Origin of the sequence: Burkholderia sp. AU33423 (genome assembly GCF_002223135.1) — a bacterium.
In the GTDB taxonomy this organism is placed as follows: Bacteria; Pseudomonadota; Gammaproteobacteria; order Burkholderiales; family Burkholderiaceae; genus Burkholderia; species Burkholderia lata_D.
Map to the genome: position 1 here is coordinate 2013847 of NZ_NKFH01000004.1, position 24464 is coordinate 2038310.

At 68.6% G+C, this 24464-nt stretch carries 22 protein-coding genes; 12 read left to right on the plus strand and 10 right to left on the minus strand.

The window, feature by feature from the left end:
- Positions 1-21: 21 nt before the first annotated feature.
- Both hutC and hutH read right to left on the minus strand, forming a co-directional pair.
- Positions 22-717, minus strand: coding sequence for a histidine utilization repressor (hutC, locus tag CFB50_RS12060; protein ID WP_089445973.1), 696 nt, complete (start codon positions 715-717; stop codon positions 22-24).
- A gap of 4 nt (positions 718-721) precedes the next feature.
- Entirely contained in the window at positions 722-2245 is a 1524-nt protein-coding gene (gene hutH, locus CFB50_RS12065; protein WP_089445974.1) for a histidine ammonia-lyase, read from the minus strand.
- Positions 2246-2458: 213 nt separating this feature from the next.
- Between hutH and CFB50_RS12070 the strand changes: the two genes are divergently transcribed.
- Complete coding sequence (locus tag CFB50_RS12070; protein WP_089445975.1) at positions 2459-3379, plus strand: glutamate/aspartate ABC transporter substrate-binding protein; 921 nt, start codon at positions 2459-2461, stop codon at positions 3377-3379.
- Between the two features lie 21 nt (positions 3380-3400).
- Here the strand turns inward: CFB50_RS12070 and CFB50_RS12075 are convergent, their stop codons facing one another.
- A complete protein-coding gene (locus CFB50_RS12075; protein WP_089445976.1) occupies positions 3401-4156 on the minus strand; it encodes a 4'-phosphopantetheinyl transferase family protein in 756 nt (251 codons plus the stop codon).
- Between the two features lie 157 nt (positions 4157-4313).
- A complete protein-coding gene (locus CFB50_RS12080; RefSeq protein WP_089445977.1) occupies positions 4314-5354 on the minus strand; it encodes an alpha/beta hydrolase family protein in 1041 nt (346 codons plus the stop codon).
- Positions 5355-5551: 197 nt separating this feature from the next.
- On the opposite strand from CFB50_RS12080, the gene CFB50_RS12085 reads away from it, so the two are divergent.
- The 3 genes from CFB50_RS12085 (at position 5552) to CFB50_RS39970 (ending at position 8024) form a co-directional block, all read left to right on the plus strand.
- A complete protein-coding gene (locus CFB50_RS12085) occupies positions 5552-6493 on the plus strand; it encodes a LysR substrate-binding domain-containing protein (protein WP_089445978.1) in 942 nt (313 codons plus the stop codon).
- A 188-nt stretch (positions 6494-6681) separates the two neighbouring features.
- Complete coding sequence (locus CFB50_RS12090) at positions 6682-7911, plus strand: MFS transporter (protein WP_089445979.1); 1230 nt, start codon at positions 6682-6684, stop codon at positions 7909-7911.
- Entirely contained in the window at positions 7902-8024 is a 123-nt protein-coding gene (locus CFB50_RS39970) for a hypothetical protein (RefSeq protein ID WP_046546101.1), read from the plus strand. The genes CFB50_RS12090 and CFB50_RS39970 overlap by 10 nt, the downstream gene beginning before the upstream one ends.
- Positions 8025-8046: 22 nt before the next feature.
- Here the strand turns inward: CFB50_RS39970 and CFB50_RS12095 are convergent, their stop codons facing one another.
- Positions 8047-9525 carry a cryptochrome/photolyase family protein gene (locus CFB50_RS12095; protein ID WP_089445980.1) on the minus strand — a complete coding sequence of 493 codons (1479 nt, stop codon included), beginning with the start codon at positions 9523-9525 and terminating at the stop codon, positions 8047-8049.
- A 334-nt stretch (positions 9526-9859) separates the two neighbouring features.
- Here CFB50_RS12095 and CFB50_RS12105 point away from each other — a divergent pair, with 334 nt between their 5' ends.
- Entirely contained in the window at positions 9860-10339 is a 480-nt protein-coding gene (locus CFB50_RS12105; protein WP_069248406.1) for an SRPBCC domain-containing protein, read from the plus strand.
- A 13-nt stretch (positions 10340-10352) separates the two neighbouring features.
- Positions 10353-10805 (plus strand): nuclear transport factor 2 family protein, encoded by a 453-nt coding sequence (locus CFB50_RS12110; RefSeq protein WP_089445981.1) that lies wholly within the window; start codon positions 10353-10355, stop codon positions 10803-10805.
- Between the two features lie 70 nt (positions 10806-10875).
- Here the strand turns inward: CFB50_RS12110 and CFB50_RS12115 are convergent, their stop codons facing one another.
- From CFB50_RS12115 to CFB50_RS12130, 4 genes are read right to left on the minus strand one after another with little or no spacing between them, the layout of a single operon-like run.
- Positions 10876-11856 carry an acetyltransferase gene (locus tag CFB50_RS12115; RefSeq protein WP_089445982.1) on the minus strand — a complete coding sequence of 327 codons (981 nt, stop codon included), beginning with the start codon at positions 11854-11856 and terminating at the stop codon, positions 10876-10878.
- Between the two features lie 17 nt (positions 11857-11873).
- Entirely contained in the window at positions 11874-12665 is a 792-nt protein-coding gene (locus tag CFB50_RS12120) for an SDR family oxidoreductase (RefSeq protein ID WP_089445983.1), read from the minus strand.
- A 41-nt stretch (positions 12666-12706) separates the two neighbouring features.
- Complete coding sequence (locus CFB50_RS12125) at positions 12707-13900, minus strand: sulfotransferase family protein (RefSeq protein WP_089445984.1); 1194 nt, start codon at positions 13898-13900, stop codon at positions 12707-12709.
- Entirely contained in the window at positions 13897-15006 is a 1110-nt protein-coding gene (locus CFB50_RS12130) for a DUF1214 domain-containing protein (protein WP_089445985.1), read from the minus strand. Before CFB50_RS12130 ends, CFB50_RS12125 begins: the two co-directional genes overlap by 4 nt.
- 213 nt (positions 15007-15219) lie before the next feature.
- On the opposite strand from CFB50_RS12130, the gene cysD reads away from it, so the two are divergent.
- The 5 genes from cysD to CFB50_RS12160 all read left to right on the plus strand — a co-directional run bounded on the left by cysD (position 15220) and on the right by CFB50_RS12160 (position 22042).
- The gene (cysD, locus tag CFB50_RS12135) at positions 15220-16116 is read left to right on the plus strand and encodes a sulfate adenylyltransferase subunit CysD (protein WP_089445986.1); all 897 of its coding nucleotides are present in this window, start codon (positions 15220-15222) and stop codon (positions 16114-16116) included.
- Positions 16116-18020 carry a sulfate adenylyltransferase subunit CysN gene (cysN, locus tag CFB50_RS12140; RefSeq protein WP_089445987.1) on the plus strand — a complete coding sequence of 635 codons (1905 nt, stop codon included), beginning with the start codon at positions 16116-16118 and terminating at the stop codon, positions 18018-18020. Before cysD ends, cysN begins: the two co-directional genes overlap by 1 nt.
- 129 nt (positions 18021-18149) lie before the next feature.
- Positions 18150-19337, plus strand: a complete 1188-nt coding sequence (locus CFB50_RS12145) for a helix-turn-helix transcriptional regulator (protein ID WP_069248413.1) — start codon at positions 18150-18152, stop codon at positions 19335-19337.
- A gap of 301 nt (positions 19338-19638) precedes the next feature.
- A complete protein-coding gene (locus tag CFB50_RS12155) occupies positions 19639-21006 on the plus strand; it encodes an MFS transporter (RefSeq protein ID WP_089445989.1) in 1368 nt (455 codons plus the stop codon).
- Entirely contained in the window at positions 20993-22042 is a 1050-nt protein-coding gene (locus CFB50_RS12160) for a lactonase family protein (protein WP_089445990.1), read from the plus strand. Before CFB50_RS12155 ends, CFB50_RS12160 begins: the two co-directional genes overlap by 14 nt.
- A gap of 61 nt (positions 22043-22103) precedes the next feature.
- On the opposite strand, the gene CFB50_RS12165 is transcribed toward CFB50_RS12160, so the two are convergent.
- Complete coding sequence (locus CFB50_RS12165) at positions 22104-23141, minus strand: AraC family transcriptional regulator (protein ID WP_089445991.1); 1038 nt, start codon at positions 23139-23141, stop codon at positions 22104-22106.
- Positions 23142-23346: 205 nt separating this feature from the next.
- Here CFB50_RS12165 and CFB50_RS12170 point away from each other — a divergent pair, with 205 nt between their 5' ends.
- Positions 23347-24456: a fatty acid desaturase gene (locus tag CFB50_RS12170; protein ID WP_089445992.1), complete on the plus strand. Its 1110-nt coding sequence runs from the start codon at positions 23347-23349 to the stop codon at positions 24454-24456.
- Positions 24457-24464: the final 8 nt, after the last annotated feature.

The window sequence follows — 24464 nt, forward strand, 5'->3', positions numbered from 1 at the left end:
AAAATGAATATCAAATAGGAATCAGAAATGCCCGGTGAAGCGATAACGGCTGCCGGGATGCCACAGATTCGCCACCGAGGCGACGACGCCCTGCGACCAGGTGCGTCGATGTAAAACCAGACACGGCTCGACGTCGTCCATCCGCAGCTGCTCGCGCCGCTCGGGCGCCGGGGCCGCCGCTTCGATCCGGTACTCGACGCGCTGCAGCGGAGCCGCGCGCGTCAGGTACAGGTTCGGCGTCGTGTTCGTGAAATCCTGCTCGGCGTAATCCGGCGCGACCGCCGGATTCACCCATCGTTCTTCGAGCTGGACGGGCTCGTCGTTCTCGAAGTGCAGCACCTGCGAATGAAACAGCTTCGTGCGCACGGCGACCTGCATCTCGTCGGCGAGCGCGTCGTCGGCGCGGATCGTGTCGAGGCCGAGCACGCTGGCGTGATACGCATGCCCGCGTGCACCGACTTCCTCCGAGATGCTGCGGATCGCCACCAGCGTCGACTCGTACTTCGGCCGCGCGACGTAGGTGCCCGCACCCTTCATGCGCGTGAGCACCTGCTCGGCCGTCAACTCGCGCAGCGCGCGGTTGACGGTCATGCGCGCCACCTTGAATTCGCGCGCCAGCTCGTTCTCGGACGGCACCTGATCGCCCTCCTCCCACTCGCCTGCGTGGATGCGGGCCAGGATGAAATCCTTGATCTCCTGGTAGACCGGCGCGCTCATGGGCTTACTGTTCCGACGCGAACGAGAACGGCGCGACCTTCGCGAACGCGCGCTCGCCGACCAGCTTGGCGATCACGACGATGTCCGGTGCGAAGTAGTGGTCGAGCTCGTAGTGCGCGACCTTGCCGCGGATCGTTTCCATCACCGGCGCGAGCTTCGGGCTCGTGTGGTACGGCGCGCGCAGGTCGACACCTTGTGCGGCAGCCAGCAGTTCGATCGCAAGGATGTGCTTCGTGTTGTCCGCGATGTCGGCGAGCTTGCGCGCGGCGAACGTCGCCATCGACACGTGGTCTTCCTGGTTCGCCGAGGTCGGCAGCGAGTCGACCGATGCCGGGTGCGCGAGCGTCTTGTTTTCCGACGCGAGTGCGGCCGCCGTCACGTGCGCAATCATGAAGCCCGAGTTCACGCCGCCGTCCCTCACGAGGAACGGGGGCAGGCCCGACAGCGTCGCGTCGATCAGCAGCGCGATGCGGCGTTCGGCCAGCGCGCCGATTTCCGCTGCGGCGAGCGCGAGGTTGTCGGCCGCGAACGCGACGGGTTCGGCGTGGAAGTTGCCGCCCGACAGCACTTCGCCGGTATCCGGGAAGATCAGCGGGTTGTCCGACACGGCGTTCGCTTCGACCAGCAGCACGTCGGCCGCATGGCGCATCTGGTCCAGGCACGCGCCCATCACCTGCGGCTGGCAGCGCAGGCTGTACGGGTCCTGCACCTTGTCGCAGTCGCGGTGCGACTGGTTGATCGGCGAGCCTTCGAGCAGTTCGCGGTACGACGCTGCCGCGTCGATCTGGCCTTGATGGCCGCGCAGTTCATGAATGCGTGCGTCGAACGGCTTCACCGAACCGGCAGCCGCGTCGACCGACAGCGCGCCGGCGACGAGCGCGGTGCGGTACAGGTCTTCGATCGCGAACATGTTGTCGAGCGCCAGCGCGGTCGATGCCTGCGTGCCGTTCAGCAGCGCCAGGCCTTCCTTCGCCTGCAGCGTCAGCGGCGCGAGGCCCGCGACGCGCAGACCGTCGAGTGCGCTTGCGCGCTCGCCGCGGATGAACACTTCGCCGACGCCCAGCAGCACGGCCGACATGTGCGCGAGCGGCGCGAGGTCGCCCGATGCGCCGACCGAGCCCTTCACCGGGATCAGCGGCAGTACGTCCGCGTTGAACAGCTTGATTAGCGCGTCCATCACTTCGCGACGGATGCCCGAGTGGCCGCGGCCGAGGCTCGACAGCTTCAGCGCCATCAGCAGGCGCACCGACGAGCGTGCCATCGGCTCGCCCACGCCGACTGCGTGCGACAGCACGAGGTTCTTCTGCAGCAGTTCGAGCTGGTCGTGCGGGATATGCGTGCTGGCCAGGCGGCCGAAGCCCGTGTTGATACCGTAGGCCGGCTCGCCCTTCGCGGCGATGTCGGCGACGGCCTTCGCGCCGGCGTCGATCTTCGCGAAGCTGGCCGGGTCGAGCGCGAGCTGCACGGATTCGCGTGCGATCTGGCGCAGTTGCGGGAGGGTCAGATGGCCGGGGGTCAACGTAATCATGTGAGCAATCCTGTCTAGACAAGTTCGGAATGGATTGAAGTGTAGCCACGCCAACTTGTCTAGACAACCCGTTTTTCACCGATTTCGACTCGGGAGTTTCCCTGATGCCCGGTGCGGCCCGCCGCATCGGCCCGTGTGATCCTGTTATTAACAATTGTTGCAATTATTTTGTCTTTGGCAACATACGGATCACCATTCGCCACGGAGACCGCCATGCCCTTCCCGTCACGACTCGCCGCCCGGTTCGGCCGCCCCCTTCTGTTCGCCGCGTGCGCACTCGCCTGCGGCGCGTCGCTCGCCGCGGAGCCGCTCTCGGGCACGCTCGAGAAGATCCGGCAGAGCAACCTGATCTCGATCGGCCACCGCGAAACGTCGGTGCCGTTCTCCTACGCCGACGCGAACGGCAAGGTCATCGGCTTCTCGCAGGACCTGTGCGACCGAGTGATCGCCGCCGTGAAGGCGCGCACCGGCAAGCCCGGCCTGCAGGTGCGCTTCATTCCGGTCACGTCGCAGAACCGCATTCCGCTCGTGCAGAACGGCACCGTCGATCTCGAATGCGGCGTGACGACCAACCTCGCCGCGCGCCATGCGCAGGTCGCGTTCTCGACCACCTTCTTCGTCGCGACGACACGCCTGCTCACGCGCACGACGTCGGGCATCCGCGACTTCCCGGATCTCGCCGGCAAGACGGTCGTGACGAACCAGGGCACGACGTCCGAACGCCTGCTGCGCAAGATGAACGAGGAAAAGAAGATGAACATGCAGATCATCAGCGCGAAGGACTACGGCGAAGGACGCCTCACGCTCGAATCGGGCCGCGCGGCCGCGTACATGATGGACGACGTGCTGCTCGCGGGCGTGCGCCAGCTCGCCGCGAAACCGGCCGACTGGCAGCTCGTCGGCACCCCGCAATCGTCGGAAGCCTACGGGTTCATGCTGCGCAAGGACGATCCGCAGTTCAAGGCGCTCGTCGACGGCGTGCTCGTGCAGTTGATGAAAAGCGGCGAGATCAACGCGCTGTACGACAAGTGGTTCATGAAGCCGGTGCCGCCGAAGGGGCTGTCGTTCGACTTCCCGATGAGCGACGTGATCAAGGCGCGCTATGCGGCGCCGAACGACGCGCCGCTCGAATGAGCGCCGCGCGCTGACCGCGGCTCACGCACGCGTCCACGCGACGCACGCCGCATAGCCGGCCGCCGCGTCGAGCCACGCCGCATCGAACGCCGCGACGCCAGCGGCGGGCGCGGCCGGCTCGACGATCGTCGTCGCGGGGGTCGCGACATCGCGCGGCGGTACGACCGCGAACGCGCTCAGCCCGCCGACGATGCCCGTGCCGAGCGCCTTGAGCAGCGCCTCCTTCGCACTCCAGACGCGCATGAATGCGCCGGCGCGCGCGGCAAGCGGCAGGCTGTCGAGATAGGCGGACTCGGCAGGCGCGCAGACTTCGCGCGTCAGCGCACGCCAGTCGGTCGCGCGGTTGCAGCACTCGATATCGACGCCCACGCGGCCCGCGGGGGCCCACGCAAGCAGCGCATGGTCGCCGGCATGCGACACGTTGAAGTCGAGCGACGCGCGATGCGCGCCATCCAGCGACGGTCGCCCCGATGCGTCGACGACGATCGCCACCGCCCGCGGCGCGATGCCGAGGGCCGCGCCGAGCACGTCGCGCAGCGCGGCACGCGTCGCGGCGCTGCGCACCGCATCCTCGTGCCGCATGAAGCGTGCGGCCCGCGCGCGCTCGCCGTCGCTCAGTGCCGCATACGCAGGCGACGCAAGCGGCACGCGCCAGTCGAAATCGACACGCGCGATCCGCACGCCGGCGCGGGCCGCGGCGGGCGGCACGTCGAGCCGCTGCATGCGCCAGGCGCGGGAGCTTTCAGACGGAGAAACGGAATCGGGCGGGACGAGCATCGATGTGCGGCGGCCTGTGGAAGGAAACGTCCGATGTTAATCGATCAGGCGGTATGGCGAACCGTTGCGGCCCGCCGGCGTCAATTCTGCCGGCACTGCACGCCGCGCTGATGCTTGTCGTTCTCGCGGCAGGCACCGGCGTGGCATGGCCGCCCGGTCACCCGTTCGCGGCAACGCCCGGCACGCCGCTGCCGGGCCCACGCCCGCGCGATGCCGGGTGAATCGCATGCACGTTGCCAGGCGCATCGGCCGGCAGCGCGCCGTATTGCAGCCAGTAGAGCGCGAGCGGCCACAGTGTTTCGGTGAAGCGGCTGTGGAAAAACGCGAAATGGCCGATCGCGTCGACACCGATGTCGGCGGGCGCGATCCGCAGATGCGTGACGTCGCTGCCCGTGTAGTAGCCGACCAGCCGCTCGATCGCCTCGACCGTGCCGAACCCGTCGTCGTCGAGGCCAATCGCGAGCATCGGCGCCGACAGCCCCGCGAAGCGGGCAGGCAACGCGGCGCGGCTCGCGGCGGGTTCGGCGAGCGGGCCGCTCGTATAGCCCTCCTCGAAGCGCGCCTGCGAGCGCACCCACGACAGCGCGACGCCGCGCGGCGTGTCCTCCATCCAGCCGAGCCGCTTCGCGGGCACGTAGCCGAACACGGCCGCGAGCACCGGCATCGCGACGTGCCACTTCCACCACATGCGCCGCCGTTCGGCCGGCAGGTAATCGCGCCAGTACGCGTACTGCGCGCCGACCGTCACCGCATGCCGCACGTGGACGTTCGATGCGGCGAGCCCAAGCGCGAACCCGCCGATGCTGTGCGCGACGACGTCGATCGGCTGGCCCGGAAACGCGTCGCGTGCGTAGTGCAGCGCGGCCTCGCAATCGAGCCGCCCCCAGTCGAGCCAGTTCGCGCGCAGCTTAGCGAGCTGCGCCGGGCGCGACCCGCCGATGCCGCGATAGTCGTAGACGAGCACGTCGCGCCCCTGTGCGAACAGCCAGGCCGCGAAACGGAAGTAGTAGTCGCAACGCACCGACGTCGCGCAATTGACGACCGTCACGGGCCGCACGACACCGCCGCCGCGATGGCGCCATACATGGCCGCGCAATGCATAGCCGTCGGCCGCGCGCAGCGTCACCGGCTCGGGGGGCAATGCGTCCGCCGCGCGGGTGCCCTGCGTCATTTCGCTGCCTTCGTTCGAAATCGTCATCGTGTCTCCGGTCCCATGCTTCGCGGTCCGTCCGGGTCAGCGCCTCGGCGCCTGCTCCCGCCCATGCTTCGCAGCCGGCCAGGACGTCAACGCACATGCGCCTGCTCCCCCTTCACCGCCCGCGCCAGCCTCCATTGAACTTGACGCGCCCCGCGTTCTCAACCAATCTTGCTGCTCCGTTCGCATGAGTCACGCGCATGTCAACGCCGCTCGTCCGTCTCCCGTCGCTCGACCTTGTCCGCGGTTTCGTCGCCGTCGGCCGCCGCATGAGCATCACGCTCGCCGCGCAGGACCTGTGCGTCACGCAATCGGCGGTCAGCCGCCAGGTACACGCGCTCGAAGCGCACCTCGGCGTCGCATTGCTGCAGCGCGGCTACCGGAAAATCGCGTTCACGCCGGAAGGCGAGCGGCTGTTTCGCGTCGCGGATGCGGCACTGCACGGGCTGCAGGACACCGTCGCGTCGCTCGCGGCCACGCGCGAGCGCCAGCCCGTCACGATCACCGCGAGCATCGGCGTCACCGCGCTATGGCTGCTGCCGCGGCTCGGGCGGCTGCAGGCGCGCCTGCCGGAGATCGACCTGCGCGTCGCCGCGAACGACAAGGTACTCGATTTGCGCGCCGAAGGCATCGACCTCGGCATCCGCTATTGTCCGCGCGACCGCGCGCCGGCCGGCGCGCTGCGCCTGTTCGACGAGATCGTCGTGCCGGTCGCCCATCCGGCGCTTGCGGCGCGGCCCGTCACGAACGCGGCCGCGATCGCCGACCACGTGCTGCTCGAATTCGACGGGCCGCCGCAGCCGCAATTGCAGTGGCGCACGCACCTGCACGCGGCCGGGCTCGGCGACGCGCGCCCGAAAGGCGTGCTGCGCTTCAACCAGTACGACCAGGTGATCCAGGCGGCGATCGCGGGCCAGGGCGTTGCGCTCGGCCGGCTCGCGCTCGTCGCGCCGATGCTGGCGGACGGGCGGCTCGCGGTGCTCGGGCCGCACACGCAGGCGCTGTCGGATGCGTACGGCTACTGGCTGTTCCAGCACGATCCGGCCCCGCGCCGCGAAGTCGCCGACGTGCGCGACTGGATGCTCGCCGAAGCGGCCGAATGCGATACCGCGATGCGTGCGCACGGCACGGCGTCGGCGTAAGCCGGCGCGGCCCCCGCGTACTGACCTGACCGCTGCCGGGCACGCCCGCTCCTCCCCCGCGTGCGCCTCATCGCATTCCTGCCACGCATGCCAACCTGACCGAATGATCGCTTGAGCGACGGCGGCCCCGATCGTCTAATCGGATCGAGCGCGGCCGTGTTGCCGCGCGCCTTCATCCGGAGACACGCATGACACCGATCGAGCAGGAAGTCCGCCGCCGCTGGCTGCCCGTCCTGGCCGGCGGCCTGATCATGGGCGCCGCGCTCGGCATCCGCCACGTGCAGGGCCTGTTCCTCGCGCCGGTGTCGCTCGACCACGGCTGGTCGCGCGAAGCGTTCGGGCTCGCCCTCGCGCTGCAGAACCTGATCTGGGGTGTCGCGCAGCCGTTCACCGGGATGGTCGCCGATCGCTTCGGCTCGCTGCGCGTGATCGTCGCCGGGATGCTCCTGTATGCGGCCGGGCTCGTCACGATGGCGCATGCGGCGACGACCGGCATGTTCACGGTCGGCGCCGGGCTCGTGATCGGCATCGCGCTGTCGGGCTCGGCGTTCGCATCGATCTATGGCGCGCTGAGCCGCCTGTTTCCGCCCGACCGGCGCGGCTGGGCGCTCGGCGTCGCGGGCGCGATCGGCGGGCTCGGCCAGTTCTGCATGGTGCCCGTCGCGCAGACGCTGATCGGCGGCATCGGCTGGCGGCACGCGTTCATCGCACTGGCGCTCGTCGCGGCGCTGCTTGCACCGCTCGCCATGCTGCTACGCGACCGACCCGCGCAGGCTGCCGGCGCCGCCGGCCCCGACCAGTCGATCGGCGAAGCCGTACTCGAGGCGTTCGCACATCGCGGCTTCTGGCTGCTGAACGCGGGCTTCTTCGCATGCGGCTTCCAGCTCGCGTTCATCGCGACGCATCTTCCCGCGTACCTGCTCGACCACGGGCTGCCGGCACGCCACGCGAGCATCGCGCTCGCGCTGATCGCGCTGACCAACGTGGCCGGCACCTATGCGTGCGGCCATCTCGGCGGGCTGCTGCGGCGCAAGTACGTGCTGTCGGTGCTGTACCTCGTGCGTGCGCTCACGATGGCCGTGTTCGTCGCAGCCCCTCTGTCGCCCGCGAGCGTCTACGTGTTCGCGGCCGTGATGGGATTCACGTGGCTCGGCACCGTGCCGCTGACGAACGGCGTAATCTCGCAGGTGTTCGGCGTGCGCTACATCGCAACGCTGTTCGGCTTCGTGTTCTTCGGGCACCAGCTCGGCAGCTTCTTCGGCGTCTGGCTCGGCGCGGTGGTGTACGACGCGACGCATTCGTACATGCCGCTGTGGATCGGCTCGATCGCGCTCGGCGTACTCGCGGCGTTGCTGCACCTGCCGATCAACGATGCGCGCGTCGCACGCCCGGCATCGGGCAACGCGGCATGGGCATGATCCGCGCGGCGCTGGCTGCCGGCACGCTCGCATTCGTCGCGTGGTGCGGCGCGGCCTATTTCAGCTCGGACGTCGCGTACGCGCTGCTCGAACACGTCGCGTTCTGCAATTGATGCGGCAACCCGGAGCGTACGGTCAACGGCGCTTCGGCAATGCCGCCAGCGCATCGAGCGCGCGGGCACGCGCGGCCGCATGCTCGACGAGCGGCGCCGGATAATCGACGCCGAGCCGCACGCCGGCCGCATCGCGTTCCAGCGGCGACGCGTCCCACGGCGCGTGGATCGATGCGTTGTCGAGACCGGCAAGCTCGGGCACCCAGCGCCGCACGTACGCGCCGTCCGGATCGAACTTCTGCCCCTGCGCGACCGGATTGAAGATGCGGAAATACGGCGCGGCGTCGGCGCCGCACCCGGCCACCCACTGCCAGCTCGCCGCGTTGCTCGCGGGATCGGCGTCGACCAGCGTGTCCCAGAACCACGCTTCGCCCGCACGCCAGTCGATCAGCAGATGCTTGATCAGGAACGACGCGACGACCATCCGCACGCGGTTGTGCATCCAGCCGGTCGTCCACAGTTCGCGCAGGCCTGCGTCGACGAGCGGATAGCCGGTCAACCCACGCTGCCATGCGTGCAGCGCGGCGGGATCGTCACGCCACGGCATCGCATCGAACTGCGCGCGGAAGTTGGCGGTCGCGAGCGCCGGAAAGTGATACAGCAGCGCGTAGCTGAACTCGCGCCAGCCGAGTTCGCTCAGGAATTTGTCAGCGTCCGCGGCCACCGCCGCGCCGCCTGCGCTCGCGGCGCCCTGCACGGCGTGCCACACCTGTCGGGGCGACAGGTTGCCGAAGCGCAGGAACGGCGACAGCCGGCTCGTCGCGGGACGGTCGGGAAGATCGCGTGCATCTGCATAGCCAGCGAGCGATGTCGTCAGGAACGCGTCGAGCTGCGCGTGCGCGCCGGCTTCGTCGGGCATGGGCCACGCATCGCGCAGGCCGCCGGCCCAATCCGGCGAATGCGGCCGCAATGCAAGCGCGTCGAGCGCCAGCGCGCGGTCACGCACGGCCTTCGGCCACGGATGAAACGCGATCCGCTCGGGCTCAGGTAGCGGCGCGGCGACCGTGCGATCCCGTCGCGCCGCGCGCCAGTACGCGGTGAACACCTGATACGGGGTGCCGCCGCCCGTCAGCACCTCCCACGGCTCGTTCAGCAGGCTGCCGTTGCTGCTCTCGACCGTGACACCGCGCGCCTTGAGCGACGCCTTCAGCGCCGCGTCCGCGTCGCGCTGCGGTTGCGCATAGCGGCGGTTCCAGTACACGGCTTCCGCACCCGTGTCGTGCACGATGCGGTCGATCTCGCGCGACGCGTCGCCGCGCAACAGCAGCAGGCGCCCGCCATGACGCGCGAGCGCCGCATCGAGCCCGGCCAGCGACCCGTGCAACCACCAGCGCGCCGCGCCGCCGAGCGCTCGCCCGGCGCCGTCGCCCGTGTCGTCGACGAATACGCACACGAGCGGCCGGCCCGATTCCACCGCGCGCATCAGCGCGGGCTGGTCGGTCACGCGCAGATCGTCGCGGAACCAGACGATCGCGGGAGCAACGGACGACTTGGCGGGCACGGGCACCTCGATGACGAAAGCGGAAAGAGACACGTATTGTCGCGGCTGCGCTGCGTGGTGTCGACGTTCGGCGCCCATGCCGCCAACCGTCACGGCGATCGCACCACCCTGCCGCCCCGGTAAAACGCCTTAGTCCATTCCGACGATTCTTCGCCACGTGTGCCGGCCTACGCTCGATGTCGGGTGTGCTGCGCGGCACGTGCGGGCCGCAAAGGCCCCCGCACGTCCCGATCCGCACCCGTCACGCGCGCCGACCGATGCCGGCGCGGCTCCTTCCGACCGCCGCGACGCTTCCCGCCACCCGGGTACGTGCGGCTTCATCCGATACGCCGTCATGACCAAACCCTCGAATCTCGTCACCTCGATCACCGTCGACATCGACGCACCGGCCTCCGTCGTCTGGGAAGTGCTGACCGATTTCCCGCGCTACGGCGAATGGAACACGTTCTGCGTCGGCTTCGAAACGACCGGCAGGCTCGGCGATGTCGTGCACATGCAGGTGCGCATCCCGGGCACGGAGACCGTGATTCCCGTCAACGAGATCCTCGTCGCGTACGAACCCGAACGGCTGCTGTCGTGGGAGCAGCGCCCGACCGACGACAACAAGGACGCCGCGCGTCGCGACCAGTACATCGACGCGATCGGCGCGGAGCGCTGCCGCTACTTCACGACCGACCAGTTCCTCGGCGTCAACGCGGACACGATCATGCAGCACCACGGCGGGTGGGTAAAACAGGGTTTCGACCAGTGCGCGCGCGACGTGAAGCAGCGCGCCGAAGCGCTCCACGCGGCACGCCGGCGCAACGGCGCGTAACCGGGAGCCGCCGATGCCCGATCTGCAAACGCTGTCCGACCATCACGACATCCGCGAGCTGATCGTCGCGTATTCGAGTGCGATCGACACGCGCGACTTTGACGCGCTCGACGCGGTGTTCACACCGGATGCCGCAATCGACTATCGCGCGATGGGCGGCATCGCCGGCCGCTATCCGGAGGTGAAGGTGTGGCTGCGCACCGTGCTGCCGCAGTTTCCGCAGTACCAGCACATGGTCGGCAACCTGTCGATCCTGCTCGACGGCGATACCGCGCGCAGCCGCACGATCTGCTTCAATCCGATGGAAGTCGCGCTGCCGGACGGCGGCACGCAGGTGATGTTTCTCGGGCTCTGGTACGTCGACCGGTTCGTGCGCACCGCGCAAGGTTGGCGCATCGCCGAGCGCATCGAGGAACGCTGCTACGGTCACAACGTGCCGGCCGTGCTTGCGGGCGCGACCGGTTGATCCACTCACGATGCGCGCGTCGTGCGAAGATGCACGGCGCACGGCGCACGCATCGTCGCAGCCCGCTGCGTCAATCGAGCCGGAACGCGGCTTCGAATCGCTCGGCGAATGCGTCGAACTCGGTTTCCGGCAGATGGTTGATGCCGCCCGCGCGCTTGCGCCCGCCGCCGGTCGGAAAGCCGCGACAGAACTCGTCGGCGCCGAGCGGTCGGCCATCGGGCACGCGCACGCTGACGACGAGCCCGCCGTCCGCGCGCGGCGACAGCACCGCGAGCGCCGCATGCGGTGCGTTGCGCATCCGTTCGTTCGCGAGCATGCCCGTCGCGCGCCGCGCCCACGGATGATCAGGCATCCGGACCAGCGTCGCACCGGGCACCTCGCGCAGCGGCGCGAGTGCGCACGCGCGCGCCATGTCGTCGCGGTAGCCGTCGCGCAGCGCGGCGAACACGGTTGTCTCGCGCACGAAATCGAGCGGATCGACGCACGGCAGCATCGCGTCGGCGAGCGCGGCCGGGTCGAAATGCAGATCGCCGACACACTCGCCATACGCGTTGTAGTTCAGGTAGAGCCCGAGTTCGGCCAGCGTGTCGCGCTCCGCGTCGTCGATCCCATGCTCGCTCGCAAGCGCGCTCCCGAGCGCCGGCAATTCGTCGCCGAACGCCGCGACGATCGCCCAGCGCACGTGCCGGCCGCCGAGATAACGGTTCACGATCGCGCTCGTGCACACGTCGGCCGCCGTGTCGATATGCGCGTCGAAGCGCGGATCGTCGGGCAGTTCGCCCGCGAAGTGATGGTCGAAATAGCGGACCGTCACGCCGTCGCGCAGCAGCCGCGCGCACGCATCGCGATTCTGGTCATGCGACACGTCGAGCACGGTGACGATGTCGCCCGCCCGTGCGTCGATCCGCTCGAGCAGCTTGATGTCGCGTTTCACGCCGGTCACGAGCGTGCCGTGCACGCCCTCCGCAAGCCGCAGTTGCTGAAGCGCGCACAGCCCGTCCGCGTCGCCGTTGAATGCAAAGAAGTGTTGTGTGTCGTGGTTGTCCTGCATGATCCTGTGCTCCATCGTCAGGGCATGAAATCGCCGCCATTCGCGTCGAGCGTCGCGCCCGTCACCGCATTCGCATAGTCCGACGCGAGGAACAGCGCGGCCCGCGCGCAGTCGTCGTCGGTCGGCAGCTTCGCGAGCGCGATGTTCGATGCGATCGGCGCGATGATCTGCTCTTCCGTCATCCCGTACTCGGTGGCCGCCTGCCGGAAATACGTCTGGGTCGGCACGCCCCACATCCACCCCATGTGGATGCTGTTCGCGCGAATGCCGTGCACGCCGAGTTCGCGCGCCAGGTATTTTGCCGCAACCGCGAGCGCCCCCTTCGATACAGCGTAGCCGCCTTCCCCTGCAAACGGCTTGCGGGTCGCCTGCGTGTTGATCATCACGATCGCGCCGCGCTTGTGCCGCTTCATGTGCGGCACGACTTCCTGCGTGAGCGCCATCGTGCCGAACACGTTGGTGTCGAACACCGCGCGCCAGCCGTCGAGATCGGCCTCCTCCACCGGTTCCGGAAACGTGCCGTGCACGAATGCGCTGTTCACGAGCGCGTCGATCCGGCCGAAGCGCTCGACGGCCTGCGTCGCGAGCTGCCGGCATTGCGCGCGGTCGGTGATGTCGGTCTTCACCTTCAGCACGTCGCAGTCGACGCCGAGCGCACGGATCCGCGTTTCTGCGTCGTCGAGCTTATCCATCGTGCGCGCCGCGACGACCACGCCGCGCGCGCCCTCGCGTGCGGCCTCGACGGCGAGCTTCACACCGAGCCCCGGCCCGATCCCGGAAATCACGACGATCTTGTCCTTCAGCAACATGGGTTGTCTCCTGGTTGTCGTGGGTCTCGCGAGCCCGGCCGTCAGCCGGCCGCCCGCAGGTGCCGCGCGCGATACGCGGCGAAGTCGCGCGCGAGCTGCGCATCGGTGAAGCCGAAGCGCGTGATCGAATAGTCGTGTGCGGCGCGCTTGTCGCGGCCGTTGCGCGCCATCCAGTCCGTCATCGCCGTGCGCTGCCGCACATCGAGCGCCATCCCGGCAAACGCGTACACGGCCTCGGCAACGCCGAGCGGATTCGACACCGTGTCCTCGAAGCGCACGTCGAGGAAGCGGTCGGCCGGCAACGCGTCGCGCGCGGCCATCGCCGCGCCGATCGCGCGCGCCATCCCCGCGTTCCACTGCGCGCCGACGGCAAGCGGATCGGGATCGTCCGCATACATCTGCCACAACGTGTGCGCCATGCTCGCCATCGACGGAATCGTCTGCGCCGGATCTCGGTGCGTGAGCACGACCTGCGCACGCGGAAACACCCGGCACAGCACGTCGAGCGCATGCAGGTGCTGCGGCGTCTTCAGCAGCCAGCGCGCGGCCGGCGCGACGCCGCGCTGCCCCTTCTGCCATTGCAGGAACTGCAGCATCCGCTTCAGGTACGTATAGACCGGCGTGAGATCCTGCCGCGCGAGCCACGCCGTGTAGCGCGGTACGTTCGCATACGAATCCATCGCGCACACGAACGCATGCTCCATTAGCATGAACTCCTCGTCGGCGAGCATCGCATCGAGCGGATGGATCGTCAGGATCTGCGGAATGCAGTCGATCATCGTCGCGACCTCGGCCTGCGCACGCGCGATGCGCAGCGTCGGTTCGGCGAGCGTCTCGCCCGCGAGCGGTGCCGGGTAGCGGGTTTCCCACCACGCGGCAGTATGGAAGCGCGGGTCGACCGCCAGCAGGCGCTGCAGCAGCGTCGTACCCGTGCGCGGCAGGCCGACGATCACGAGCGGATCGTCGATTTCGATCTCCGCGATCTCGGGATGACGCCGGAAGTAATCCTCGATGACGAGCCGGTTCGCGAGCTGGCCGACGAGCTTCTCGCGCATCATTTCCGCGCCGCGTGCGGACAGCTTCGCTTCGTCGATCAGCGACGCGCACATCACGTCGAGCGCTTCGCGGTACGGCCCGTCGCCGAATGCGGTCAGTCCACCCGTGCGCGACACGGCTTCGGCGATCAATCCGTCGGACGCGAGCAGCGTGCGGGTTCGATCCAGCGGCGCGTTCATGCGACCTCCTTCAGCGTCGCGAGCTTCACCACCCGCGTGCGCGGATGCACCGGCTGCGCGGCGCCGACCCAGCGCCAGCAGATCGTGCCGGTGCGATGTCCGGCCGTATCGAGCCAGTTCGCGTCACCCGGTCGCGCGGCCGCGACGACCACCGTCACGCCACCGTCCGCATTCCGCCGCGCGCTGTGCTTGTTCACGCAGATATCGAAGTGCCGGTAATCGAGCGATTCCATCCAGTAGTTGTTGAGCTGCACGTTCCAGAAATCGCAATCGGGCACCGTATCGACGTCGATCACGAGTGCTTCGTCATCGGCCAGCGACCAGCACGAGTGGTAGTAGTAGATGTTCGGATCGCCGCCGACCGACTGGCACAGCGCCTGGTCGGCAGGCGGCAGCGCGTTCACGTGCGACCGGTAGCTCGCGGCCCAGTCCGCGAACAGCTTCGACGTCTGCTCGACGAACTGCGCGGCGCGCGTGAGGCCGCCCTGCAGCACGCTCGGGTCGAGCGGCGCCGGGCGATCGTCGGCGCCGATGCGCTCGATCTTCAGTTGTGCCGGCGTTTCCGCGCGCCGGTCGAGGAAGGTCTGGCGCACCAGCAATGCGTTGGTGCCCGGCTCCATGCGTACCCAGTTGCCCGCGCGCGGCGTTTCGCTCAGCACGATCTCGAAGCTGCCGTCCGGCGCGATCTCGAGCTGCTTCGCGTCGAGAAAGCCCGTCTGCAGCATCTTGCCGTCGGTCTCGTAGCCGCCCTTCTGCGTGCCGAAGCTCAGGTAGGCCACCGTGCCGCGCCGCCCCGTCACGCGATATTCGCAGCGGCCGTCGAGACGCGCGTACTGGTACAGGTTGTCGGGATTGTCAGCGCCGATCTTCGCGGTCTCGTGCGACGGCGAGAAAAACCCGGGCCATGCGCCGTCCGCGAACTCGACGTGCATCTCGAGCGCGATTCGCATCAGCCGGCTCAGGTAGCGGAATCCTTCCGCGCGCGTCAGCGGATCGTCCGGCGCCTCGGCGCGCAGGATCTGTTGTCCGCTGCGTTTCACGGTGTCGCAGAAATCGGCCCAGGTCTGACCCGAAAGCAATTGCGTGGCACGTGTGTCGTCCGTCATGTGTTCTCTCCGCCGATGGTCGAGCGCTCACCTTAAGCGTCGCCATCGCGCGCCACTTCGTCCGGGTGGACTAAGGAAAGATCCGCTCCCCCCCATCCCGCGGCTTAGTCCACCCGGACGAAGATCGGCATGCCGCTCGCCCGATACCGTCGGTGTCATGCACGCAACGCCGCACATGTCGCGCGGCACCGGCATGAAACAAGGAGACGAACGATGTTGACCCACTTGGAGCGGCTGGAGGCCGAAAGCATCCACATCATGCGCGAGGTGGTCGCGGAGAGCGAGAACCCGGTAATGCTGTATTCGATCGGCAAGGACAGCTCGGTCATGCTGCATCTCGCGATGAAGGCGTTCTACCCGGCGAAGCCGCCCTTTCCGCTGCTGCACGTCGATACGACCTGGAAATTCCGCGAGATGATCGCGTTTCGCGACGAGACGGCCGCGCGCCTCGGCCTCGACCTGCGCGTGCACATCAACCCTGAAGGCGTCGCGAACGGCATCGATCCGTTCACGCACGGCTCCGCCGTGCACACCGACGTATGGAAGACGCAGGGGCTCAAGCAGGCGCTCGATCACTACGGCTTCGACGCCGCGTTCGGCGGCGCCCGCCGCGACGAGGAGAAATCGCGCGCGAAGGAACGCATCGTGTCGCTGCGCTCCGAGCAGCATCGCTGGGACCCGAAGCGCCAGCGCCCCGAACTCTGGTCGCTGTACAACGCGCGCAAGCGCAAGGGCGAAAGCCTGCGCGTGTTCCCGATCTCGAACTGGACCGAGCTCGACATCTGGCAGTACATCCGGCTTCACGACATCCCGATCGTGCCGCTCTACTTCGCGAAGGAACGACCGGTGGTCGAGCGCGACGGCGCGCTGATCATGGTCGACGACGAACGCCTGCCGCTGCGCGAAGGCGAAGTGCCGCAGATGCGCAAGGTGCGTTTTCGCACGCTCGGCTGCTATCCGCTGACGGGCGCGATCGACAGCGACGCGACCTCGCTCGACGACATCCTGCAGGAGATGCGCGAGACGCGCACGTCCGAACGGCAAGGACGACTGATCGACAGCGATTCGGCCGGTTCGATGGAAAAGAAGAAACAGGAGGGATATTTCTGATGGCACACGTTCTCACCGCGACCGAGGCGCTCACGGACCACGCACCCGATGCACGCGCACACACCCAGGACCTGCTGCGCTTCATCACGTGCGGCAGCGTCGACGACGGCAAGAGCACGCTGATCGGCCGCCTGCTCTACGAATCGAACATGCTGTTCGACGACCAACTCACGCAGCTCGAAGCCGATTCGAAGAAGGTCGGCACGCAGGGCGGCGAACTCGATTTCGCACTGCTCGTCGACGGCCTGTCGGCCGAGCGCGAGCAAGGGATCACGATCGACGTCGCGTACCGCTTCTTCGCGACCGCGCGACGCAAGTTCATCGTCGCCGATACGCCCGGCCACGAGCAGTACACGCGCAACATGATCACCGGTGCGTCGACCGCCGATCTCGCCGTGATCCTGATCGATGCGCGCAAGGGCGTGCTCACGCAGACGCGCCGCCACAGTCATCTCGTCGCGCTGATCGGCATCAAGCGCGTGGTGCTCGCGATCAACAAGATGGATCTCGTCGACTACGACCGCGCCGTGTTCGAGCGCATCGACGCCGACTATCGCGCATTCGCGGCCGAGCTCGGGCTGACGGAGATCGTCAGCATCCCGATGTCGGCGCTGCGCGGCGACAACGTGATCGCGCCGAGCGCGCGGATGCCGTGGTACGCGGGCCCGGCGCTGATGCAGCATCTCGACACGCTGCCGCTCGCCGCACGCGTGACCAGCGACGAGCCGTTCCGGCTGCCGGTGCAGTGGGTCAACCGCCCGCACCTGAACTTCCGCGGTTACGCGGGCAGCATCGCATCGGGCGAGATCCGCGTCGGCGAGCGCGTGCGCGTACTGCCGTCCGGCAAGGAGAGCCGCGTCGCGTCGGTGATCACGCAAGGCGGCGAAAGCGACATCGCGCGCGCCGGCGACGCGGTGACCCTCACGCTCACCGACGAGATCGACATCAGCCGCGGCGACATGATCGCGCGCGCCGATGCGCCGCCCGAGGTGGCCGACCAGTTCGAGGCGACGCTCGTGTGGATGCACGACGCGCCGCTGCTGCCCGGCCGCCCGTATCTCGTGAAGCTCGGCACGCAGACGGTCGGCGCGACCTGCGCGACACCGAAGTACAAGATCGACGTGAACACGCGCGAGCATCTCGCGGCGCGCACGCTCGCGCTCAACGAGATCGGCGTGTGCAACCTGAGCTTCGACCGGCCCGTCGCGTTCGATCCGTACGACCGCAACCGTCACACCGGGGGCTTCATCGTGATCGACCGCGTCACCAACGACACGGTCGGCGCCGGGATGCTGCACTTCGCGTTGCGCCGCGCGCACAACGTGCACTGGCAGGCCGTCGACGTCGACCGCGCCGCGCGTGCCGCGCAAAAGGCGCAGACGCCGCGGATCGTGTGGCTGACGGGCCTGTCGGGCGCCGGCAAGTCGACGATCGCGAATCTCGTCGAGAAACGGCTGCACGCGCTCGGCAAGCATACGTACCTGCTCGACGGCGACAACGTGCGTCACGGGCTCAATCGCGATCTCGGCTTCACCGAGGCCGATCGCGTGGAGAACATCCGGCGCGTCGCCGAAGTCGCGCGGCTGATGCTCGACGCGGGGCTCGTCACGCTCGTGTCGTTCATCTCGCCGTTCCGCGCGGAGCGCGACATGGCGCGTGCGATGGTCGGCCCCGACGAGTTCGTCGAGGTGTTCGTCGACACGCCACTGGCGGTGGCCGAGGAGCGCGATCCGAAGGGCCTGTACAAGAAGGCGCGGCGCGGCGAGCTGAAGCACTTCACGGGCATCGATTCGCCGTACGAACCGCCCGCGCAGCCCGAACTGCGCGTCGACACGGTCGCCGAGTCGCCGGAAGAAGCGGCGGACCGCATCGTTGCATATCTGCTGCGCGAGCGCGCGGCGTAAGCGCCGCAGGCAGGCAGCCCGGCGGTTGCCGGCCTGCCCGCGTCACCTACTCCGTTCGGATGACGCGGGCCGCCGGGCGGCCGGTATGCTGGTCCGGGAATCCTTCATCCCGACCAGGAGAACACGAGCATGCCCATCGCGCTGGCGCCCGGCGATCCGGTTGCGCACGACGGTTTCGACGACGCGGCGTGGACGGCGCGCGAACTCAGCGCGTGGCTCGGGCTCGTCTATCAGGGCCCGTCGGAGCCGACCCCGTGGGCCGGCTTCCTCGAAGCGGTCCGCGCGCGGCTCGACGCGAGCTTCACGACGCTGGTGCTGCGCAACCCCGGCGGCGCACGGCACGGGCTCATCATCAACGCGTCGGCACACGGCCCGCTGCTGCCCGGCGAGCCGTCGTACAGCGAGCAGTTCTACGCGCTGTGCCCGTTTCTCGATCAGCCGCCCGGCCAGGTCTTCACGGCCGACCGGCTGTTCGGCGAAACCGCGTGGCGCGCGCACGATTTCTACCGGCAGTACCTGCAGCCGCTCGACCTGCGCTACATCCTCGGCGCGAACCTGCGCGGCGAACGTGGCGTCGAATGCGCGTTCTTCGTGAGCCGCGCGCACGGCGGCCGCGATTTCGACGCGGCCGAGCGCGCGCAGGTGGCGACACTGCTGCCGCACCTGCAGCGGGCAGTCGAGCTGCACGCGGCGTTCGACGTGCTCGATGCCGAACGCGCGCTGTATGCGGGCACCGTCGACCGGCTCGACGTCGGCACCGCGATCGTCGACGAGGACGGCCGCGTGATCAAGCGCAACCGCATCGCCGAGCGGCTGATCGAGCAGCAGGACGGGCTGTGCGTGCGCCAGGAGCGACTCCACGCATCGTGCCCGCTCGACGAGCGCCGGCTGCAGAAGGCGCTGCAGGCCGCGCTCGAGCATTTCCGTGCGGGCGCGCTTGCGCGCATCGAAGCCACCACGCTGTCGCGCCCCGGCGGCGCGATGCCGCTGAGCGTGCTGCTGCGCCCGCTCGCGCCCTACCGCGGCGCCGAGGACCGGCAGCACCGGCCGGCCGTCGCCGTGTTCGTCCGCGATCCGGCGTCGTCGCCGCAGACGTCGCGCGACATGCTGCACCGGTTGTTCCGCCTCACGCCGATGGAAACCGAAATCGCGCTGCTGCTCGTCGACGGGCTGACGCTCGACGAGGCGGCTGCCGCGACCGGCATCACGAAGAACACCGCGCGTGCGCACCTGCGCGGCATCTTCGCAAAAACGGGCGCGACGCGGCAGGCCGTGCTCGTGAAGACGCTGCTCAACAGCGTCGTGTCGATGGCGTAGCAGAGGCGAAGGCAGCCGCCGGACGGGCTGCCCGGCCGATGCCCCCGCACGCAGTGCGGGCCCCGACCGAATACGCGGCAATGGGCACCTGCCCATCTCATGTCATACGTCATCAGACATGAATAAGTCACCGACGCGCCTCATGAAATTCCCCAATATCCGGGTAATTACCGGGTAAACCCGCGACGTCTTCATCGGCGCTCAGGCGTACCATGTCATACGACGACATACTACATAAACCGCCACCCGGATGCCGACGCGGGCCACCGCCCCGTCCGCCTCCGCCCGACCGGAGACACGCTTGAACCCGCCCTCGCCCGCCCTGCCCGGACACGACCCGCTCGCGTCCGCCGTCTCGAAAGTGAAGTGGCACGTGCTGCCGCTCGTGCTGATCATGTTCATCGCGAACTACATCGACCGTGTGAACGTCGGCTTCGTCGATCGCCACCTCGAGGCGTCGATCGGCATCGGCGCGGCCGCGTACGGCCTCGGCGCCGGGCTGTTCTTCGTCGGCTACGCGCTGTTCGAGGTGCCGTCGAACCTGCTGATGCAGCGCTACGGCGCACGCATCTGGCTGGCCCGGATCATGGCCACGTGGGGCCTCGTCGCGGCCGCGATGGCGTTCGTGTGGAACGACACGTCGTTCTATGCGCTGCGCTTTCTCCTCGGCGCGGCCGAGGCCGGCTTCTTCCCCGGCGTCGTGCTGTACCTGTCGCAATGGCTGCCGCCGCAGGAGCGCGGCAAGGCAATGGCGATCTTCCTCGGCGGTTCCGCGTTCGCGTCGGTGCTGTCCGGGCCCGTCACCGGTGCGCTGCTGTCGATCCGCGGTTTCGGCCTCGAAGGCTGGCAATGGATGTTCCTGATCGAAGGGCTGTTCTCGGTCGCACTGTGCGGCGCGAGCTGGCTGCTGCTGAAATCGCACATCCACGACGCGATGTGGCTCACGGCCGAAGAACGCACGGCGCTGCAGAACGCGCTCGACGAGGAACGCGCGACGCGCGACGTCCGCTCGAACGTGCCGGTGCGCGCCACCGCGCTGCTGCGCGATCCGCAGATCATGCTGTTCTGCTTCCTGTATTTCTCGATCCAGCTGACGATCTACGCGGCCACATTCTGGCTGCCGACGATCATCCGCAAGATGGGCGGGCTCACCGATTTCCAGGTCGGCCTGTACAACACGATTCCGTGGATGATCGCGATCGGCGCGATGTACGGCTTCGCGGTGCTGTCGTCGAAGTGGAAGCATCCGCAGCGCTGGCTCGCGGTCGCGCTCGTGCTCGCCGCGTGCGGGCTGTTCGCGTCGACGTCGCACGATCCGGTGTGGTCGTTCGCGTCGATCTGCTTCGCCGCGCTCGGCTTCAAGGCCGCATCGTCGCTGTTCTGGCCGATCCCGCAGGGCTATCTCGACACGCGCGTGGCCGCGGCCGTGATCGCGCTGATCAACTCGGTCGGCAACCTCGGCGGCTTCGTCGCACCGACGGCCTTCGGCTATCTGAAGCAACATACGGGTTCGATCACGGGCGGGCTGTATGCGCTCGCGGTCGCTTCGCTCGTCGCCGCGGTCGCCGCGCTGTTCGCGCGCACCCACCGGCGCAGCGACCCGCCGCGCGGCCTGCCGGCCGACGAATCCTTCACGAACGCTGCGATGCTCCGCCATGCCGAACACTGACCGCCTGACCGTCGTCGTCTCGAATGCCGCCGACGGCGACCTCGCCACCTTCTCGCTCGCGGCCGACGGCGCGCTTGCGCCGCTCACCCGGTACCCGGCCGCCGACGTCGCGATGCCGATCGCCGTACCGGCCGACCGTGCGCGGCTCTACGTCGCGACGCGCGGCGAACAACCGACGATCGTCGCGTTCCGCGTCGTGCCGGCCACCGGCGCGCTCGTGCGCATCGGCACCACCGCGATCGACGCGAGCCATGCGTACCTGTCGCTCGACCGCAGCGGCCGCTGGCTGCTCGGCGCATCGTACGGCGGGAATTCGCTGAGCCTCTACGACGCCGCGCGCGTGCGCGACGGCGACGGCACGCCGCTGCAGGTCACGGGCGGCATCGCGAACGCGCACGCGGTGATCGTGTCGCCGGACAACCGTTTCGCGTACGTCAGTTCGCTCGGCTCGGATCGCGTGTTCAGCTTCGCGCTCGTCGAGGACGCAGCCGGCCTGCGTGCGCACGAACACGGCGAAACGCGCGTGCCGGCCGGGTTCGGCCCACGTCACCTGCAATTCGCGGATGACGGCCGCACGCTCGTCTGCGTCAGCGAATTCCAGGCCACGCTCGCGACGTTCGCGCGCGATCCTGAAACCGGCCGGCTCGGCGATGCGCATGTGAGCGCGCGCCATCCGGCCGTCGCCGAACTCGCGCAAGGCCATGCGCGGCCGCCCGCGCCCGCCGAACCGTCCGTCTGGGCCGCCGACCTGCACCTGACGCCCGACGAGCGTTTCGCCTACGTCAGCGAACGCACGTCGAGCCGCCTACTCTGCTATCGCCGCACCGAGGACGGCACGTTCGAACCCGCGCACGCGACCGCCACCGAAACACAGCCGCGCGGGTTCGCAATCGACCCGTCGGGACGCTGGCTCGTCGCCTGCGGCGAACAGTCTGAATTCGTGTCGGTGTATGCGATCGCGCCGGACGACGGCGCACTGTCGCCGCACGCGCGCGTGCCGGGCGGACGCGGGGCGAACTGGGTCGCGATCGTCTGAAGCCGTGACACGCGGCGCATGACGCGGCAGGCCCGCCACGCAGGCCACTGCGTAACCGCGTTCAGCGCCGCTCGCTCGGTGCGACGCCTGTCCAGCGTTTGAACGCCCGCGTGAAATTGGCGCGATCCGTATAGCCGACGCGCGCGGCGATCTCGTCGACCGGCAGCCGCGTGCCTTCAAGCAACCGCAGTGCGTCGCGCAACCGGATTTCGTCGAGCAGCGTCGAATAGGTCGCGCCGTACTCGGCGAGCTTGCGCTTGAGCGTGCGCGCCGACACATGCAGCTCGCGCGCGACGTCGTCGACCGACGGATAGCCGCCTTCGCCGCAGATCAGCAGGTTACGCACGCGCTCGACGATGCTTTCCGCATAGCCGAGCCGCGCGAGTTCGGCCTCGCACTGCTGCACGATCATCTGCGCGGTGTGTGCGTTCGCGGTGCCGATCGGTTCGTCGAGCAACGCGGCGTCGCAGCGGATGCGGTTCGCGCTCGCGTCGAAATGGCAGCGCGGCAGCCGCGCGCGATAACGCTCGAACCACGGCGGCTCCGGCCACTCGAAATGGAGTTCGGCACGCGACTGCAGCGTGCGCCCCGGCACCGGATACAGCAGCGAGTTGAACAGGATCGCCGTCTCGACCAGGAAGTTCTCGACCGCAAACTGCCGCAGCCGGCCGAGCGGAAACGCTTCGAACACGTCGATGTCGACGATCCCGTCGAGCTGCGCAAGCCGCACCGAAAAGAACGGCACGCGCGTCGGCAGGTAGCGGATGCCGAGCGAGATCGCCTCGCCGAGCGTCGCGCAGCTCATCAGCCCGAAGCCGATCAGTCCCGCTTTCGTCAGGCTGCTGCGCAGGCCGATCTCGATCGCGATCGACGAATCGTCCGTCGCGTCGAGCAGGTTGAACACGATCGCCGCCTGCTGCAGCGGCGTGATGCGCGCATCGGGCTGCGCGAGCCGGTCGCGCTCGACGCCCGAACCGGCCAGCACGCGGCCGCCGTCGATGCCGCGCTCCTCGGCCAGCATCAGCATGAACAGCGCATACGCGGACGACACCGTCGCCTTGTTCAGCTGGCGCGCGGCATCCGGGACGGACAGGACCATGCGGCGGACTCCGGAGCGGTTTCGGCGGATTGTAGCGTCGCTGGCCCGCAATGACACCGGGGCGTGACTCTAGCCGCGCCGGCAGGCCATCGTGGCCCGAAATGACACCGCCATTGGCACCCGCGGCCCTCGCGCGCGGCCCGGTGCGCGCCTATGCTTGTCACATCGGCATTGCGCCCCACCCTTTCCGCAGGAATCCCGGTCGATGAGCCAACCCGCACGAACCGCCTTTCGCAACGACGCGGACAAGGTCGCGTACGTCCGCCGCGAGGTCAACGCCGCGAGCGACGCGATCCGCGCGCGCTTTCCGCTGCTCGACAACCAGAACCTCGTCGGCGCGACCGTGATGGCCGTCTCGGTGAGCGCGATGCTCGCGATCGCGTGGCTCTATGCGCGCGGATCGATCGCATGGTACGTCGCGCTGCCGCTCGCCGCGTTCGTCACGTCGCTGATCCACGAGCTCGAGCACGACCTGATCCACCTGATGTACTTCAAGAAGACGCCGTGGGCCTATCACCTGATGATGGCGCTGTGCTGGCTCACGCGGCCCGGCACGATCAATCCGTGGACGCGGCGGCGCATGCACCTGCATCACCACAAGGTGTCGGGCGGCGAATCGGATCTCGAGGAATTCGGCATCACGAACGGCGAGCGCTGGGGCGTGAAACGGCTGCTGATGATCGCGGACGGCATGCTCGCCGTCGTGCTGCGGCCCACCGCGATGCGCCGCAAGGTGAAGCAGTACGTGGCCGCGCAGCCGGTGCAGGATCCGTCCGAGCGCCTGCAGTTACGCGTCGAGCAGGTGTCGTCGTACATGCCGGTCGGTCACGTGTATTACGTGCTGTGGCACGCGTTCATCGTCTATCACGTCGGCGTGTTCGCGCTGCATGCGTTCGGCTACCCGGTGACGGTGCCGGCCGTGGTCGAGCGCGTGATGAGCGTCGTCGATTTCCTGGCCGTGGTGTGGCTCGGGCCGAACTTCGTGCGCAGCTTCTGCATCAACTTCGTCAGCTCGAACATGCATTACTTCGGCGACATCGACTCGCGCAACGTGATCCAGCAGACGCAGGTGCTCAACCCGTGGTGGATGCTGCCGTTCCAGCTGTTCTGCTTCAACTTCGGCAGCACGCATGCGATCCATCACTTCGTGGTGCGCGACCCGTTCTACATCCGCCAGCTGACCGTGCGCCCCGCGCATGCGGCGCTGCGTGAAGTCGGCGTACGCTTCAACGACGTCGGCACGTTCGCGCGGGCGAATCGCTGGGGCGGCTATCGTCCGGCGCGCGGTACGCGCCAGGCTCCGGCCGACGCGTAACGCACCAC